The sequence below is a fragment of the Citrobacter sp. Cf136 genome (genome assembly GCF_030333815.1).
GTDB classification, from domain to species: domain Bacteria; phylum Pseudomonadota; class Gammaproteobacteria; order Enterobacterales; family Enterobacteriaceae; genus Citrobacter; species Citrobacter freundii.
Window position 1 is genome coordinate 1505556 of the sequence record NZ_JAOWFE010000032.1, and the last position, 16017, is coordinate 1521572.

A 16017-nucleotide genomic window follows, 5' to 3' on the forward strand; every position below is an offset into this window, starting at 1 on the left:
TCTCCTTATCCTTTCATTGTTAGCTGCCGCCAGGTTTCATCGGCCAGCCTGATAAATTGTCTATCGCCGGTTTGCCGCCAGCGATACTCAAACCACCCCGCCTTCAGCATCATTATCCAGGGTTGCCATTGTCTGACTTGTCGCCACAAAACGTCTGGCTCAATGTGCGCTCGTTGGGCGTAGGTGCTAACCAGCTGTTGGTGCTGGGATTCATCGCTGACCCATACCGCCGCCAGCTCCAGGGCAATATCACCGTCTCCGGCGTATTCCCAGTCAATCAGCCGCAGCCCTGAGGCTGTGCGTACGATGTTGTCACCGTGAACATCCATATGCAGCGGCCCCAGACGCAAAGGTCGAGGCTCACCTCGTTTCCTCAGCCGCTTCAGCGCGCGCAGCCAGCATGGTGTACGACGCGCCGGATCGCCACACTGCCAGTACTGTTCAAGTAGCGGCAGCAGACTGATTCGCCAGCCCAATCGGGGTTGCTGGTGCAGATGATACAGTAAGCCTGCGAGTTCGTCGGCGTCCGGTAATCTGGATTCTACCTTACCGTGAAAAAACTCAACGGCCATCCACCCACGCGTATAAAAATAAGGACGTGGCGCAAGGTTTTCTGGCAGGTGTTTTAACGCATGATATTGGCGTAAGAAATGCGATTCCGGCGCATCAGGGTCGTGATGACAACGCAGTACCAGTCGGTGAGAATGATGCTCAATGATGCAGCTCCCGCCGCTCAGGCCAGTTTGGCTGGCTGCGACGGGATGATACTGCGGGAAATAGCGCGACAACACTTCGCCGCGCGTGAGTCTGTTATTGTTGCTGAACGGCACCTTTACCTGACCAGATTATCTCGCCAGTTTGTACCAGCATTAATTGCATTTGCAGCGCAGGCGAATTGACGTTGCCGGATGCGCTGGAATAAAGCACATACTGCGCGCCAACGTTACGGGCGATACCAATCGCTTTACTGCGCGTTCCCAGGCTATCGTTCGGCGACAGACCTAACTGCTGCTTGGCGACTGCCAGTTGCTGAGCGGAAACCAGAGTAAACTTACCGTTATTCGCCAGAGCATTACGTAAGGTTTCGGTGGCTTCACCCGCGTTCAGCGAGCCGTTGGTGCGGTTATTCACGCTATCAACCAGCAGAACGCCGCCCGCTTTGACGCCGTCGGCCTGCAGCATTTTTCCGACCATCGGCTGCATAGCCCCGTTCCAGTCATAATGACGTTGACGTGGCGTCGGCTGCGCCGTTTGGTCCTCGTGCTCAATCGGACCCGGCTGCTGCGGTATGGTTGGCACCGTTGGCACTACCGGCACCGGCTGTTGCGGCTGCACAGGCTGTTCCGGCACCGGCTTGACTTCCTCTACCGGTGCGGGCTCTCGTTGCACCACACAGCCAGAGAGAAACATCGCCAGCGCGGCAATCAGTGCGTAGCGATTCATTTTGATCATCAAGATTCACCCCTTACAAATAAAGATAAAGTCTAACCTTGTGCGCCCCCAGAAAATTGGCGCTGCCGTACAGCGTCACCGACGAATGAGCCGGAATAGTCACACTGCGTGGCGCTTCCAGAGGATGCATTTCCAGTCCTCTGGCGTCATACCAGTAAAACCGATAATGAACGGTGACGGGTTCTTGTCTTTCGTTATAGAGTCGCGAGGATGCCGAGGCCTGAATATCAGACGTGGTTAACGTGGGCTGTTCTGCTGTTATACCTGCCGCCAGAATCGTTGACTCCATCACCAGCGACTGTTCATCACTTACCGGAATTTCTGGGTGTGTTCGACAACCCGCCAGTAGCAGCAAGCCCAGTGAAAGTGCAATGCATCCTCTGATCATGCCTACAGACCTTTATGCGCGAGCATTGGGCCAAGCGCACGGCCACCCAGCAGATGCATATGAATGTGATACACCTCCTGACCCCCGTGGCGGTTGGTGTTCATGATTAAGCGGTACCCATCTGCAGCAATGCCTTCCTGCTCAGCAATTTTCGCTGCAACGGTGATCATGCGGCCCAATGCCTGTTCATGTTCAGCCGTCACATCGTTGACGGTTGGGATCAGGATGTTAGGAATGATCAGAATATGCGTAGGTGCCTGAGGGGAAATATCACGAAACGCAGTGACCAGTTCATCCTGGTATACGATATCCGACGGAATTTCACGACGAATAATTTTGCTGAATATAGTTTCTTCTGCCACGACGTTTTCCTTTTTCATTAACAGCCCAAGCGTTTTGCCATGCTACGCCGGGTAACTCTGCGAGTATAGAGTATGAGCGAGTTACTCACGCTCTTTCAACTTTAACCCTCGATTTTTTAAGCGAAAACCCCAGTCAGTGCTGCTCTTATAACCATTTCCCTGTGCTATTGCTTAAGCATAGTACTGAAATCCTATTTCATTTATGTCGTAGCATCCGTTTACACATTAAGTGCTAATGCGTATATTTCGCATTTGTATTTACATGCGCATTTAATAATTTACAACCAAAGGGCTCATCACAACTACCGGTGATTCGAACTTAATATTAATAATTATCAAGGACTTTTCGATGTCTTTCACAACACTCAACGGGAATATTCAACGCCAACCGGGGCTTGCCCCTTCTGCGCTGGCAGCCTGCATCACGCTAGCGCTTTTACCTTCCACCAGCCTCGCAGCCCCTGCTGAAGAGACAGTGATCGTGGAGGGTTCTGCTCCAGCCGCATCCAGCGACGAACAGGATTACAGCGTTAAATCGACGACCGCGGGCACAAAAATGCAGATGACACAGCGCGATATTCCGCAATCGGTCAGCATTGTCAGCCAGCAGCGCATGGAAGATCAGCAGTTGCAAACGCTGGGCGATGTGATGGACAACACGTTGGGGATAAGCAAAAGCCAGGCGGATTCCGATCGCAGCAGCTATTACTCGCGCGGATTTCAGATTGATAACTATATGGTCGATGGGATCCCGACCTATTTTGAATCCCGCTGGAATCTCGGTGACGCCCTTTCCGACACCGCCCTTTTTGAGCGTGTCGAAGTGGTCCGTGGTGCAAACGGACTGATGACCGGGACGGGTAACCCTTCAGCCTCCATTAACATGATCCGTAAGCATGCCACCAGCCGCGAGTTCACCGGTAATGTTTCTGCAGAATATGGCAGTTGGAACAAACAACGCTATTTGACCGATCTGCAAAGCCCGCTTACGGCAGACGGCAATGTGCGTGGTCGCATCGTGGCGGGTTACCAGAATAACGACTCCTGGCTTGATCGCTACAATAGCGAAAAAATGTTCTTCTCCGGGATTGTCGATGCCGATTTGGGTGACACCACCAGCCTGTCTGCAGGTTATGAATACCAGCGCATTGATATCAACAGCCCAACCTGGGGTGGATTACCGCGCTGGAATACCGATGGCAGTAAAAACAGCTATGACCGTTCGCGCAGCACTGCGCCGGACTGGGCTTACAACGATAAAGACTTCAACAAAGTGTTTGTCACCATCAAACAACGTTTTGCCGATACCTGGCAGGCGACCATGAACGCCACCCACTCCGAGGTCAAGTTCGACAGTAAAATGATGTACCTCGATGCCTATGTTAATAAGGCCGACGGCACGCTGATTGGCCCATATGGCAACTATGGTCCGGGATATGACTATGTCGGAGGAACCGGCTGGAACAGCGGTAAACGTAAAGTGGATGCTGTCGATCTATTTGCCGACGGCGGTTACGATCTGTTTGGTCGTCAGCATAATCTGATGCTGGGCGGCAGCTACAGTAAACAGAATAACCGTTATGAAAGCTCGTGGGCGAACGTTTTCCCCAACGAAATCGGCAGCTTCTATACCTACGATGGTAACTTCCCGGAAACTAACTGGAAACCGCAGTCATTGGCTCAGGACGATACCACGCACATGAAATCGCTGTACGCCGCAACGCGTATTTCGCTGGCCGACCCACTGCATTTGATTGTCGGCGCGCGTTATACCAATTGGCGTATCGACACCCTGACCTACAGCATGGAGCAAAACCACACCACCCCGTACGCGGGCCTGGTGTATGACATTGACGATAACTGGTCTACCTACGCCAGCTATACCTCAATCTTCCAGCCGCAGAACAAGCGCGACAGTTCCGGTAAATATCTCTCTCCGATTACCGGCAACAACTATGAGCTTGGCCTGAAGTCCGACTGGATGAACAGCCGTTTAACCACCACACTCGCGGTGTTCCGCATTGAACAGGATAACGTAGCGCAATCAACCGGCGTGCCAATCGCCGGTAGCAATGGCGATACGGCCTTTAAAGCGATGGATGGTACAGTCAGCAAAGGGGTCGAATTCGAAATTAACGGTGCGATCACCGATAACTGGCAGATGACGTTTGGCGCGACACGCTATGTTGCTGAAGACAACGAAGGCAATGCTGTAAACCCTAACCTGCCACGGACCACGGTAAAACTGTTCACCCGTTATCGCCTGCCAGCCATGCCGGAACTGACCGTAGGCGGCGGAGTCAATTGGCAGAATCGTGTTTACAGCGATACGGTCACGCCTTATGGCACATTCCGCGCGGAACAGGGAAGCTACGCCCTGGTAGATTTGTTCACCCGTTACCAGGTAACAAAAAACTTCTCAGTGCAGGGTAACCTCAATAACCTGTTCGATAAAACCTACGACACGAATATCGACGGTTCTATCGTTTATGGTGAGCCGCGCAACGTCAGCATCACCGCAAGCTATCAGTTCTGACACCAGGTATTGCGTAGAATTGCTAACCCGCTGACTTAGGTTGCAAATTCTCATCAAACTCCAGCCGCTTTCTGTCGGGTTCTACCGCAGTCAGCGGCTGCACCTCTGCCAGCGTCTTCTGGCAGCGCTCAACCAGCACCTGATATTCGCGAGTGCCCTGTTTTTTCCACACCAGCTCCTGCTCAGTTAACATGCGAATCGCTTTCGCCGGGCTGCCGACAATCAGATGGTTGGCAGGCATCTCGGCGCGCGCTTTCACAAACGCCGAAGCACCAACGATACTGTTCTCACCAATGGTCGCGCCATCGATAATCACCGCGCTCATGCCGACCAGCGCGTTACGCCCTATCACACAGCCGTGCAGAATCGCTCCGTGGCCGATATGTCCGTCCTCTTCCACCACCGTATCCTGGCCGGGAAATCCGTGCATCACGCAGTTATCCTGGATATTCGCCCCATCTTTAACCACGATACGCCCAAAATCTCCGCGCAGGCTGGCATTGGGGCCAACATAAACACCTTTGCCGAGAATGACATCGCCAATCAGCACTGCGGTTGGGTGAACATAGCTTTCCGCAGGAACTACCGGGATCATCCCGTCAATCTGGTAAATCGGCATGGCTTCTCCTGTTACGCCTCGGCTAATCCGCCGAAGCGTTGATAATAGAGCGGCCCTGGCGCGGGTAGTTCCCCCACCGAGCTCTCGCCTTTTTCGCTGACGAAAACCTGGGCGCCGGGCGCAACACGTTGATAAATATTAATACACAGCTGACGCGCCGTCTGCCCAAGCCAGTGAGCAGGCAACAATTCTTCCGGCAACAGCGGATCTTTGAGCACAACCCGACGATAAAGGTGAATGAGCAACAGGCGGATCTGGAAGCAGCGCTCTGGCGTAAGTTCGTCCGGCCCGACGTCACGCAGCAACGGTAACAACGGACGGAACAGAGTGATAAACGCCTCGTACATGGCATTTTGTTCGGTTAAGTGCCAGCACCCTTCTACCCGCTCACGCAGCGCGGCGCGGGAGAGCGCCAACGGCGAATGCGCCTCAAAAACGATGACGTTTTCCGCCACCCCAGCTTCATGGAGCAGCGACTGGACGTCCGCCAGCTTTTGCGATGGTGACGCCAGCAGACTCGGCGCCAGTACGCCAAAACCTTGCCATAACAGCTGCTTTTTAACTTCGGCCAGGATGTTTTTTTCCAGCCCTTCGGAGAGCAGCAGCAGCCAGGTACCGTCCCACTCAGGGGCGCTGGCACGGTAGATTTTGCTCTCGGCGCGACGCGTCAAGCGTAGCCCTTTATCGCTCAGGCGGTAGAAACTGCGTCGGCCGATACGTACCACGTCCAGCCATTCTTCTTTATTAAGGCGAAACAGTGCGGTACGTACAAAACGCTCACCGAAGCCAAGCCCTTCCAGCAGCGCGGCAACACTACCCAACCAGACTTCTCCACCGCGTTGCGATAAACAGTCCCCGTAAAGCGAGGCGATAAGCGAGGTGCCGCTGACCGGCATTGCGGTTACCGCCTGCTGAATAAAACTATCGAGCTTTTCCATATGATTCATACTGTTGTCTTTTTTGTGCTTTTTGAATCATAGCACAGGAATAGATCAGCGATACGCTAGGAGTTTGTAGGCCGGATAAGGCAACGCCGCCATCCGGCAGCGTTGCGCCATTGTGCCTGATGGCGCTACGCTTATCAGGCCGACGAGACTTAGCCGTTGGCGGCAGCTTTACGCAGGTCAAACACGCGGCAGGCCTTGCCTTCGGAGCGTGGAATGCTGCCGCAATTGACGATGCTGACATCCGTTGAAATGCCGACCATCGACTTAATGCGATGACGCAGATGGTGGCAAATCTGGCAGCGCTGCTCGTGGCTTAGCACCAGGCTACTCTCTTTAAGCTCCACGCGTACCGAAAGTGAATCAAGATGGCCACGGCGATCCACTTCAAGCTGATAATGCGGGGCCAGATGATCAATCTTGAGGATCTCTTCTTCCACCTGAGACGGGAATACGTTGACGCCGCGAATAATCAGCATGTCGTCGCTGCGCCCGCTAATGCGATCCATACGACGCATCGTGCGCGCGGTTCCCGGCAGCAGGCGCGTCAGGTCGCGGGTACGATAACGAATGACCGGCAGCGCTTCTTTCGTCAGCGTGGTGAACAGCAGTTCGCCGTGCTCACCGTCAGCCAGTGGCGTACCGTCATCCGGATTGACCACTTCCGGGAAGAAATGATCCTCCCAGATTGTCGGACCATCACCCGTTTCGATGCACTCCATCGCCACGCCCGGTCCCATCACTTCCGACAGGCCATAAATATCGAGCGCCGTAATACCGAGGCGACGTTCGATCTCCGCGCGCATCCCCGTTGTCCACGGCTCTGCGCCAAAGACACCGGTACGCAGCGAACAGCCGCGCGCGTCACCGCCCATCTGGCGCTCCAGCTCTTCAATCAGGTTCAGGCAGTAGGATGGCGTAACCATGATCATGTCGGGCTTAAAATCACGGATCAGCTGCGCCTGTTTCTCGGTCTGGCCGCCGGACATCGGGATCACCGTCGCCCCTAAACGCTCGGCACCGTAGTGCGCGCCCAGGCCGCCGGTGAACAGGCCGTAGCCGTAGGCCACATGAATTTTATCCTTTGCCGAGCCGCCAGCGGCGCGCAGCGAACGGGCGACGATGTTCGCCCAGGTATCGATATCGTTCTGCGTGTAGCCAACGACGGTCGGTTTACCCGTGGTACCGGATGACGCATGGATACGCACTACCTGCTCCATCGGTACCGCGAAGGTATCAAACGGATAGTTGTCACGCAGGTCCTGCTTGGTGGTGCAGGGAAACTTGCTCAGATCGTTCAGCTCACGGAAATCATCCGGGTGAACCCCTGCCGCATCAAATTTGCGACGGTACATCGGCACGTTTTCATAGGCGTGTTTTAACGTCCATTTCAGGCGCTCGGTCTGCAGAGCGACTAATTCGTCACGCGATGCGGTTTCAATTGGATCTAATTTTGTTGTAGTTGTCATGTTGTAGGGTACTCGCAGGTCAATTAGCTCACACTCGCTCAAGGATCATGGCAATGCCCTGACCCACGCCAATACACATCGTACACAGCGCATAGCGTCCATTGCGTCGTTCCAGCTCCAACGTCGCGGCCAGCGCTAACCGCACACCGCTCATCCCTAGCGGGTGACCTAAAGCGATAGCCCCCCCATTGGGATTTACGTGTTCTGCATCATCTGCCAGTCCAAGCTGTCTCATCACGCCCAGCGCCTGGGCGGCAAAGGCTTCATTCAGCTCAATTACATCCATATCGTTAATATTCAGCCCGGCGCGCTCCAGCACTTTACGCACCGCCGGAACCGGCCCAAGCCCCATGTACTTCGGCTCAACGCCCGCGGTCGCCATGGCGACGATGCGCGCACGTGTCGTTAAGCCCTGCGCGGCGGCCTGCTGCTGGTTTGCGATAATCAACGCCGCAGCACCGTCATTGACACCGGAAGCGTTGCCCGCCGTCACCACGCCGCCCTTACGAAACGGGGTTTTCAGCGAGGCCAGTTGCTCCAAAGTGGTTTCTGCACGCGGATGTTCATCTTCACGCACCGCGCTGACCGCACCTTTCTTACCAATAATCTGCACCGGCACAATTTCCTGCGCCAGAATGCCGTCGCGCTGCGCTTTGGCGGTACGCTGCTGGCTGCGGTAAGCGAAGGCGTCCTGATCGGCACGGCTGATGTTTAACAATTCCGCTACATTCTCTGCCGTTTCCGGCATGCTGTCAGTACCAAATTGTTGCTGCATGAGCGGGTTCACAAAACGCCAGCCGATGGTGGTATCAAACATTTCCGCCTGACGCTGGTACGGCGCGGTCGCCTTGCCCATCACGAACGGCGCGCGGGACATGGACTCAACGCCACCGGCAATCATCAGGTCCGCATCGCCCGCTTTAATGGCCCGCGCGGCAAAGCCAATTGCGTCCAGACCAGAGCCGCACAGGCGGTTAATGGTGGTACCGGACACGCCGTACGGATAACCCGCCAGCAGGGTCGCCATATGCGCCACGTTGCGGTTATCCTCGCCCGCCTGGTTGGCGCAACCGAAGATCACATCGTCAATAACGCTGGCATCCAGGTGTGGGTTGCGGTTGAGTAATTCACGCAATGGAATGGCCGCCAGATCGTCGGCACGCACGCCTGCCAGCGCCCCGCCGTAGCGACCAATCGGGGTACGAATACCGTCACAAATAAATGCATCACGCATTAGACTTCTCCTGTAATCGTGCCGCCGATGCGGTGCGATTTTCCGCGAAACAGGGCAACGGTTTTTTGCTGTTGATTAACAATCTCAATGTCGTAAACGCCGGTCAGCTTGCCCTGCTGTTTCACCCGCGCGGTGGCGGTCAGCAGATCGCCAGTGAAGGCCGGGCGCAGGAAATCGATGCTCGCCGCCGACGCCACCGCCGCCAGCCCCTGGCTGTTGCAGGCGTAGGCAAACGCGGTATCCGCCAGCGAAAACAGCTGACCGCCGTGGCAGGTCTGGTGGCCGTTGAGCATTTTTGGCGTGACCACCATCGTCATCTGCGCAAAACCCTGGTCCATTTCGATAAGCTCAATCCCCAGCTCACGAGCGCAGGTGTCCTTCTCGTACATGGCGCGGGCGTTGCGCCAGGCTTCATTACTCATGACGCATCTCCATCAGCGCTTTCTGGCGCAGCAGCGCACTTGGGCGATAGCGTTCTTCGCCGTAGTGCTGTTGTAGATTTTCCAGCAGACGCAGCACGCGTCCCCAGCCGAGCGATTCTCCCCAGGCCAGTGGCCCACGCGGGTAGTTGACACCCAGCCGCATGGCGGTATCGATATCGTCCGCATTAGCGACACCTTTTTGCACCGCATCCAGCGCTTCGTTCGCCAGCATCGCCACCGTGCGCCACACCAAAAGCCCTGGGTAGTCGGCAATACGTAGCACGTTTTTGCCCTGCTGTTGGAAGTAGTACACCGCTTTATCGGTTGCCGACTGTGGGTTGGTTTGCGCGCTCGCCAGTACGACCGTGTCGCCCGCCGCATGGTCATAAACCACTACCGGGCGCTGATGCTGCACGCTTAAAGCCAGCGCGGTTTCACCAGTGGTTTCAAGGAGCAGCACATCATCCAGTTCAGTGACAACGTCACGTTTAATGTTTTTTGCTGCATTTTCAGGCTGTACCGCTGCAACAGCCAGATCAGGCGATACTTCAACAGGCCAGCGATAGACACCGTGTCCGCTCTTCTTGCCCAGACGCCCCGCCAGAGCGAGCTCCTGTTGCAGCAAAGACGGCAGAAAGCGGCGATCCTGCCAGAAGGCGTTAAATACCGAACAGGTAACGGCAAAGTTGACGTCCTGACCGATAAGGTCGGTCAGCGCCAGCGGCCCCATAGGGAAACCGCCGCCGTCGCGTAGCGCCGCGTCAATCACTTCCGGCACGGCGACCTGTTCCTCCAGCGCACGCCAGGCTTCGGCGTAAAACGGGCGCGCCACGCGGTTGACAATAAAGCCCGGCGTGGAGCGGCAGCGTACCGGCTGTTTGCCCCAGGCGCTCACGCACTGGCAAAGCTGCTCCACCACTTCCGTGGAGGTGGCAAGGCCGCTGACGACCTCGACCAGCTTCATCACCGGCGCCGGGTTAAAGAAATGCAGCCCCGCCACCCGTTCCGGGTGCTTAATGCCCGCCGCAATGGCGGTAATGGAGATAGACGAGGTATTACTGGTCAGCAGCGTCGACGGCGAGCAAATCTCTGCCAGCTCGCTGAACAGCGCCTTTTTAATCTCAAGACGTTCGGACGCGGCCTCAATGATTAACTGCGCATCGGCTAGCTGTGTTAATTCGGTTGCTGGCGTAATGCGTGCCAGCAGCGCCTGCGCCTGCTCGGCGCTGACTTTGCCGCGGGTAACGCGGGCGTTGAGGCGCTCGGCAATGCCGTCGATAGCGCGGGTAATCGCCTCAGACGAAATGTCATACAGCCGCACCGCGTGTCCGGCACTGGCCGCCACTTCGACGATCCCGGCCCCCATGGTGCCGCCGCCAATCACGGCGACGGTGTGAAGAGTCTGGCTCATGGCTTATTTCCCGCTGAACTGTGGCTGACGTTTGGCGAGGAAGGCGCTGACGCCTTCACGATAGTCGTCGCTGCGACCGGCCATGCGCTGGTAGTCGCGCTCAAGCTCAAGCTGCTGATCCAGCGTATTGGTTTCGGAAAGCTGCAAAGCTTTCTTAATTAACCCCAGCCCATAGGTCGGCTGGGTAGCAAAATGACGCGCCATGGCTAACGCAGTGTCTTTCAGTTCAGCGTCGTCCACCACCTGCCAGATCATCCCCCACTGCGCAGCCTGTTCGGCACTGAGGTTATCGCCCAGCATCAGTAAACCTACGGCGCGAGCGCGGGTGGTCACACGGGGCAGCAGCCAGCTACCGCCGCAGTCCGGCACCAGGCCAAGCTTGCTGAAGGCCATCACAAACTTCGCCGAACGCGCGGCCAGCACGATATCGCAGCCCAGCGCTAACGTTGCACCCGCCCCGGCGGCCACGCCGTTAACGGCGCAGATAACCGGCTTCGGCAGCGCGGCTAAACGACGCACCAGCGGGTTGTAAAAGCGTTCCACCGACATGCCCAGATCCGGCGCGGGGCCGCTTGGGTCAACGTTACGGTCATTCAGATCCTGTCCGGCGCAAAAACCGCGACCGGCACCGGTAATCAGCAGGCAGCGAATGGTGTCGTCACGTTCGGCCTGTTTCAGGCAGTCGGCGAGCTGCTGGTGCATCACGTCATTAAAGCTGTTGAGTCGGTCCGGGCGGTTCAGGGTGATGGTCATGACGCCCTGTTCCACTTCGCTGAGAATGAAAGCTTCCACGATTAGCGTCCTTTAAATTCCGGTGTGCGTTTTTGTAAAAAAGCGGCGATACCTTCACGGCGGTCGTCGGTACCGCTGAGCAGCGTAAACAGCTGGCGTTCCTGCACCAGACCGGCCTGAAGGCTCACCTCGTGCGCCAGACGCAGCGACTGCTTTGCCGCACGCAGCGCCAGCGGCGAGTGGCGAGCGATGTTTGCAGCCAGCTTCAAGGCATATTCATCAGAGAGGTTCGCCGGGTGAATGTCGCTCACCAGCCCAGCCTGCTGTGCGCGTTCGGCGTCAATGCTTTCGCCGCTCAGCACCATCCGGCTCGCCAGCGCTTTACCAACGCTGCGGATAAGCCGCTGCGTACCACCCGCCCCCGGCATGGTGCCGAGAGTAATCTCCGGCAGGCCAAAACGGGCGTTATCGCCGGCAATCACCAGATCACACAGCAGCGCCAGCTCGCAGCCCGCCCCCAGCGCATAGCCGTTCACCACCGCTATCAGCGGCTTGTTGAAGGCATCGATGCGCGCCCACAAACGAGGACGAATATCGTCGAAGGTGGCGGGCAAGTCTTTTTCCGCCATTTCGTTGAGATCGGCACCGGCAGCGAAATAGCACGGGTTACCGCTAATCACGCAGACGCTCACGCAGGCGTCTGCAGCCGCACTTTCCAGCGCGTCGGCTATCTGCGTCAGCAGCGCGTTGTTTAACGCATTACGCGCCTGCGGACGGTTCAGGGTCAGTTGCAGCACGCGGTCATGACGGGTCAATAGCAGTTCGCTCATGCCGTCCCCCGCGCGTCAAAGTCGACCACCACATCCGCGCTTTTGGGCAGCGCCTGGCAGCTCAGCACATAGCCCGCCGCCACTTCATCGGCTTCCAGGCTATAGTTGGCGGCCATTGCCACTTCGCCCTGCACCACTTTGCATTTACAGGTGGCACAGACGCCGCCTTTACAGGCAAACGGCAGGTCTGCGCCCTGACGCAGCGCCGCATCAAGAATGCTGTCATCTTCGGCATTTAGCGAAATCAGGCGATCGCGGCCGTCCTGGCGAATGGTCACCGTGCGGCCTTCCGCCTGCACGCCGGTGGCGCGTTTCACGCTGGTACCCGGCGTATTGAAGCGCTCGAGGTGAATGGATTTTTCCGGCACGCCCAGTTCACGCAGCGCCACTTCGGCTTCGTCCATCATCGCCGACGGGCCGCAGATAAACGCATCATCAAAACGGCTGAAATCAAGCAGCGTTTTGCCCAGCGCATGCAGCTTGTCGCCGTCAATGCGCCCTTGCAGCAGGTCGCTGTCCATCGACTCCTGGCTGAACAGATGCACCACCTGCAAACGCTGCGGGTAGCGGTCTTTCAGGTCGGCCAGCGCCTGACGGAACATCATGCTGTGGCTGCTGCGGTTGCCGTAAATCAGGGTGAACTGACTGGCCGGTTCGGTCGCCAGCGTCGCTTCAATAATCGCCATCATCGGCGTAATGCCGGAACCGGCGGCAATCGCCAGATATTCCGCTTCACGCTCGGCCTGCGGCTGGTAGCCAAAGTGCCCCTGCGGCACCATCACCTCAAATTCCATACCCTGCTGAATATCGCTCTGGGCATAGCGGGAGAAACGGCCGCCGTCGATGGCTTTGACCGCCACGCTGATTTCTGACGGCGAACGGCTGCGGCAAATGGAGTAGCAGCGGCGTAACTCTTCCCCGCCCAAGCGGGTTTTCAGCGTCAGGTGCTGGCCCGGACAGAAGGCGTACACGCTACGCAGCGCGTCGGGAATGGCAAAGGTAATGGTGACCGAATCACGGGTTTCCGGCTCAACGTTTGCCACGGTAAGCGAATGAAATGTTGTCATCGCAGCCTCAAATACATTTAAAGTAATCAAAGGGTTCACGGCAGCTATCGCAGCGATACAGCGCTTTACAGGCCGTGGAACCGAATTCACTAATCAGTGAGCTGTGGGTGCTGCCGCAGCGTGGGCAGACCACATCCTTTGGCATCTCGCCGGCGTGGCAGGCATGGGCATGCGGCGGGCTGATACCATACTGGCGCAAACGCTCGCGGGCATCAGGGCTCATCCAGTCGGTGGTCCACGGCGGGTCGAGCTGCAGCACGATGTGCACCGGCGTATAGCCGTGCTCCGCCATCACCGTTCGAATTTCACCCAGCAGATGTTCGGTGGCCGGGCAACCCGAGTAGGTTGGCGTAAAGCCAATCACCCAGCCGTCGCCGAGGCGTTCAACCCGGCGTACCATCCCCAAATCGGTAATGGTCAGCACCGGCACTTCCGGGTCGGGGATCGCGCTTAACAGTCCCCACACGGTGCACACTTCGGCGGGCGCGATATCGGCAAGACGTTGCATAGCCACCTCCTGTTACCACTGCTGTCCAGGGTACGAACGCTGTAAATACTGCATTTCTGCCAGCATCGGACCGAGATGTTCACTGTGCAGCCCCTGCTTACCGCCGCTGCGGAACGCCGCCTCCTGGGGAATTTGCAGGCCGGAATCGAGCAGCGCGGTGTGAACCGTTGCCTGCCATTCCGCCTGGAGCGTGCGCGGATCGACGGCGATCCCCTGCTCGCTCAGGTCAATTTCCAGCGCATCGGCAACGAACAGTTCACCGGTATAGCGCCACAGGTTATCGACTGCCTGCTGCATACGCTGCGTCGAGAGCGCGGTGCCGTTGCCCAGACGTTCCAGCCAGCCGCTGCTGAAGCGCTGGTGATAACGCACCTCTTTCAACCCTTTGGCCGCAATGGCGGCGAGCTGCGCGTCGCGGCTATAGACCAGACGGCTGAACAGCGCCACGTGCCAGACGTCGATAAAGAACTGGCGGGCAATGGTGTCGGCAAAGTTGCCGTTCGGCTGTTCAACCAGCAGCAGATTGCTGAACTGGCGTTCATCGCGGCCGAAGGCCAGCGTGTCTTCGTCGCCGTTACCGTTCAGTTCGGCGGCGTAGCTGAGAAAATTGCGCGCCTGTCCCAACAGATCGAGACCGATATTGGCCAGCGCCAGGTCGATTTCCAGCTCCGGTGCGTGGCCGCACCATGCGCCTAAACGCTGTGCCAGGATCAGGCCGTTATCGCCCAGACGCAGGGCATAGGTTGCAACGGGATTGAGAGTCGTCATCGTTGCCTCACATATGTTCCATGCCGTCCGGCACGGTGTAGAACGTCGGGTGGCGGTAGACTTTGCTCTCCGCCGGGTCGAAAAATTCACCGCGTTCTTCCGGCTGCGAGGCAACGATTTCACTCGCCTTCACCACCCAGAGGGAGCAGCCTTCGCTGCGGCGGGTGTAGGCATCACGCGCGTTTTCTAGTGCCATTTGGTCATCGGCGGCGTGCAGGCTGCCCACATGGCGGTGCGACAAACCCTGTTTGCTGCGGACAAACACTTCGTATAACGGCCAGTATGTTTTGCTCATCTTTTTTCTCCTCAGGCGGCATCGCGAGCGCGTTGTTTTTCGGCATGAGCCAGCGCGGCTTCGCGCACCCATGCCCCCTCTTCCCAGGCCTTACGCTTGGCGCCCAAACGTTCGTGATTGCAGACACCACGACCGTTGATGACCTCATTAAATTCCTGCCAGTCGATCTCACCGAATCGGTATTTCCCCGTCGCTTCATCAAGCTGCAGATCGGCATCCGGCACGGTCATGCCGAGGATTTCAACCTGCGGAACGGTGTTATCCACAAAGCGCTGGCGCAGTTCGTCGTTGGAATGCAGTTTGATTTTCCACGCCATACTGCGGGCGCTGTTCGGCGAGTTGTCGTCGCTCGGCCCGAACATCATCAGCGCGGGCCACCAGAAACGGTTGATCGCATCCTGGAGCATCTGCCGCTGTTCTTCGCTGCCCGCCGCCAGCGCCATACAGGCTTCAAAGCCCTGACGCTGGTGGAAGCTTTCTTCTTTGCAGATTTTGACCATCGCCCTGGCATACGGGCCGTAGGAGGTACGACACAGTGCCACCTGGTTGACGATCGCCGCGCCATCGACCAGCCAGCCGATCACGCCAATATCCGCCCAGCTCAGGGTTGGGTAGTTGAAGATGGAGGAGTATTTCATCTGCCCGTCGAGCATCTTCTGGTACAGATCCTCACGCGCGCAGCCCAGTGTTTCCGCCGCGCTATAGAGGTACAGGCCGTGTCCGGCCTCGTCCTGTACTTTTGCCAGCAGAATGGCCTTACGCCGCAGCGTGGGTGCGCGGGTTATCCAGTTGCCTTCTGGCAGCATGCCGACGATTTCCGAGTGCGCATGCTGGCCAATCTGGCGGATCAGCGTCTTACGGTATGCGTCCGGCATCCAGTCCTGCGGCTCGATGGCCGTTTCCTGCGCGATGCGCTGGTCAAAGCGTTGTTCTTCTGTCACGTCATCACCTTATGATTCCGATAAATTCAACAAATCATT

At 57.3% G+C, this 16017-nt stretch carries 18 protein-coding genes; 1 reads left to right on the top strand and 17 read right to left on the bottom strand.

The window, feature by feature from the left end; translation table 11 throughout:
* Positions 1 to 5: 5 nt before the first annotated feature.
* Genes thiK through hinT form a run of 4 tightly spaced genes read right to left on the bottom strand, consistent with a single transcriptional unit; the run spans position 6 to position 2202 of the window.
* Complete coding sequence (gene thiK, locus OGV98_RS11780) at positions 6 to 830, bottom strand: thiamine kinase (protein ID WP_003846730.1); 825 nt, start codon at positions 828 to 830, stop codon at positions 6 to 8.
* On the bottom strand, positions 811 to 1452 hold the full coding sequence (gene lpoB, locus OGV98_RS11785) for a penicillin-binding protein activator LpoB (protein ID WP_003846732.1): 642 nt from the start codon (positions 1450 to 1452) through the stop codon (positions 811 to 813). The genes thiK and lpoB overlap by 20 nt, the downstream gene beginning before the upstream one ends.
* A 13-nt stretch (positions 1453 to 1465) precedes the next feature.
* The gene (locus OGV98_RS11790) at positions 1466 to 1840 is read right to left on the bottom strand and encodes a YcfL family putative periplasmic lipoprotein (RefSeq protein WP_003030823.1); all 375 of its coding nucleotides are present in this window, start codon (positions 1838 to 1840) and stop codon (positions 1466 to 1468) included.
* 2 nt (positions 1841 to 1842) lie between these two features.
* Entirely contained in the window at positions 1843 to 2202 is a 360-nt protein-coding gene (gene hinT, locus OGV98_RS11795; RefSeq protein ID WP_003030826.1) for a purine nucleoside phosphoramidase, read from the bottom strand.
* A gap of 349 nt (positions 2203 to 2551) precedes the next feature.
* Here hinT and fhuE point away from each other — a divergent pair, with 349 nt between their 5' ends.
* Complete coding sequence (gene fhuE / locus OGV98_RS11800) at positions 2552 to 4738, top strand: ferric-rhodotorulic acid/ferric-coprogen receptor FhuE (RefSeq protein ID WP_202580595.1); 2187 nt, start codon at positions 2552 to 2554, stop codon at positions 4736 to 4738.
* Positions 4739 to 4760: 22 nt separating this feature from the next.
* On the opposite strand, the gene paaY is transcribed toward fhuE, so the two are convergent.
* The 13 genes from paaY to paaA all read right to left on the bottom strand — a co-directional run bounded on the left by paaY (position 4761) and on the right by paaA (position 15978).
* Entirely contained in the window at positions 4761 to 5357 is a 597-nt protein-coding gene (paaY, locus tag OGV98_RS11805; RefSeq protein WP_044711783.1) for a phenylacetic acid degradation protein PaaY, read from the bottom strand.
* Positions 5358 to 5368: 11 nt separating this feature from the next.
* Positions 5369 to 6295 (bottom strand): phenylacetic acid degradation operon negative regulatory protein PaaX, encoded by a 927-nt coding sequence (paaX, locus tag OGV98_RS11810; protein ID WP_161805914.1) that lies wholly within the window; start codon positions 6293 to 6295, stop codon positions 5369 to 5371.
* Positions 6296 to 6453: 158 nt separating this feature from the next.
* Positions 6454 to 7770, bottom strand: a complete 1317-nt coding sequence (gene paaK, locus OGV98_RS11815; protein ID WP_044711779.1) for a phenylacetate--CoA ligase PaaK — start codon at positions 7768 to 7770, stop codon at positions 6454 to 6456.
* Between the two features lie 28 nt (positions 7771 to 7798).
* Positions 7799 to 9004 (bottom strand): 3-oxoadipyl-CoA thiolase, encoded by a 1206-nt coding sequence (gene pcaF / locus OGV98_RS11820; RefSeq protein ID WP_071687217.1) that lies wholly within the window; start codon positions 9002 to 9004, stop codon positions 7799 to 7801.
* Positions 9004 to 9426, bottom strand: a complete 423-nt coding sequence (gene paaI / locus OGV98_RS11825) for a hydroxyphenylacetyl-CoA thioesterase PaaI (RefSeq protein ID WP_035897858.1) — start codon at positions 9424 to 9426, stop codon at positions 9004 to 9006. Before paaI ends, pcaF begins: the two co-directional genes overlap by 1 nt.
* On the bottom strand, positions 9419 to 10837 hold the full coding sequence (locus tag OGV98_RS11830) for a 3-hydroxyacyl-CoA dehydrogenase (RefSeq protein ID WP_199399949.1): 1419 nt from the start codon (positions 10835 to 10837) through the stop codon (positions 9419 to 9421). Before OGV98_RS11830 ends, paaI begins: the two co-directional genes overlap by 8 nt.
* A gap of 3 nt (positions 10838 to 10840) precedes the next feature.
* Positions 10841 to 11629: a 2-(1,2-epoxy-1,2-dihydrophenyl)acetyl-CoA isomerase PaaG gene (paaG, locus tag OGV98_RS11835; RefSeq protein WP_032949037.1), complete on the bottom strand. Its 789-nt coding sequence runs from the start codon at positions 11627 to 11629 to the stop codon at positions 10841 to 10843.
* A 2-nt stretch (positions 11630 to 11631) separates the two neighbouring features.
* A complete protein-coding gene (gene paaF, locus OGV98_RS11840; protein ID WP_202580596.1) occupies positions 11632 to 12399 on the bottom strand; it encodes a 2,3-dehydroadipyl-CoA hydratase PaaF in 768 nt (255 codons plus the stop codon).
* Positions 12396 to 13466 (bottom strand): 1,2-phenylacetyl-CoA epoxidase subunit PaaE, encoded by a 1071-nt coding sequence (paaE, locus tag OGV98_RS11845; RefSeq protein ID WP_003030840.1) that lies wholly within the window; start codon positions 13464 to 13466, stop codon positions 12396 to 12398. Before paaE ends, paaF begins: the two co-directional genes overlap by 4 nt.
* 7 nt (positions 13467 to 13473) lie before the next feature.
* Positions 13474 to 13974 (bottom strand): 1,2-phenylacetyl-CoA epoxidase subunit PaaD, encoded by a 501-nt coding sequence (gene paaD, locus OGV98_RS11850; RefSeq protein WP_049002575.1) that lies wholly within the window; start codon positions 13972 to 13974, stop codon positions 13474 to 13476.
* 12 nt (positions 13975 to 13986) lie between these two features.
* On the bottom strand, positions 13987 to 14742 hold the full coding sequence (paaC, locus tag OGV98_RS11855) for a 1,2-phenylacetyl-CoA epoxidase subunit PaaC (RefSeq protein ID WP_057101704.1): 756 nt from the start codon (positions 14740 to 14742) through the stop codon (positions 13987 to 13989).
* 7 nt (positions 14743 to 14749) lie between these two features.
* Entirely contained in the window at positions 14750 to 15037 is a 288-nt protein-coding gene (gene paaB, locus OGV98_RS11860) for a 1,2-phenylacetyl-CoA epoxidase subunit PaaB (protein ID WP_003832229.1), read from the bottom strand.
* Between the two features lie 11 nt (positions 15038 to 15048).
* Positions 15049 to 15978, bottom strand: a complete 930-nt coding sequence (gene paaA, locus OGV98_RS11865) for a 1,2-phenylacetyl-CoA epoxidase subunit PaaA (RefSeq protein ID WP_061549519.1) — start codon at positions 15976 to 15978, stop codon at positions 15049 to 15051.
* Positions 15979 to 16017 lie beyond the last annotated feature (39 nt).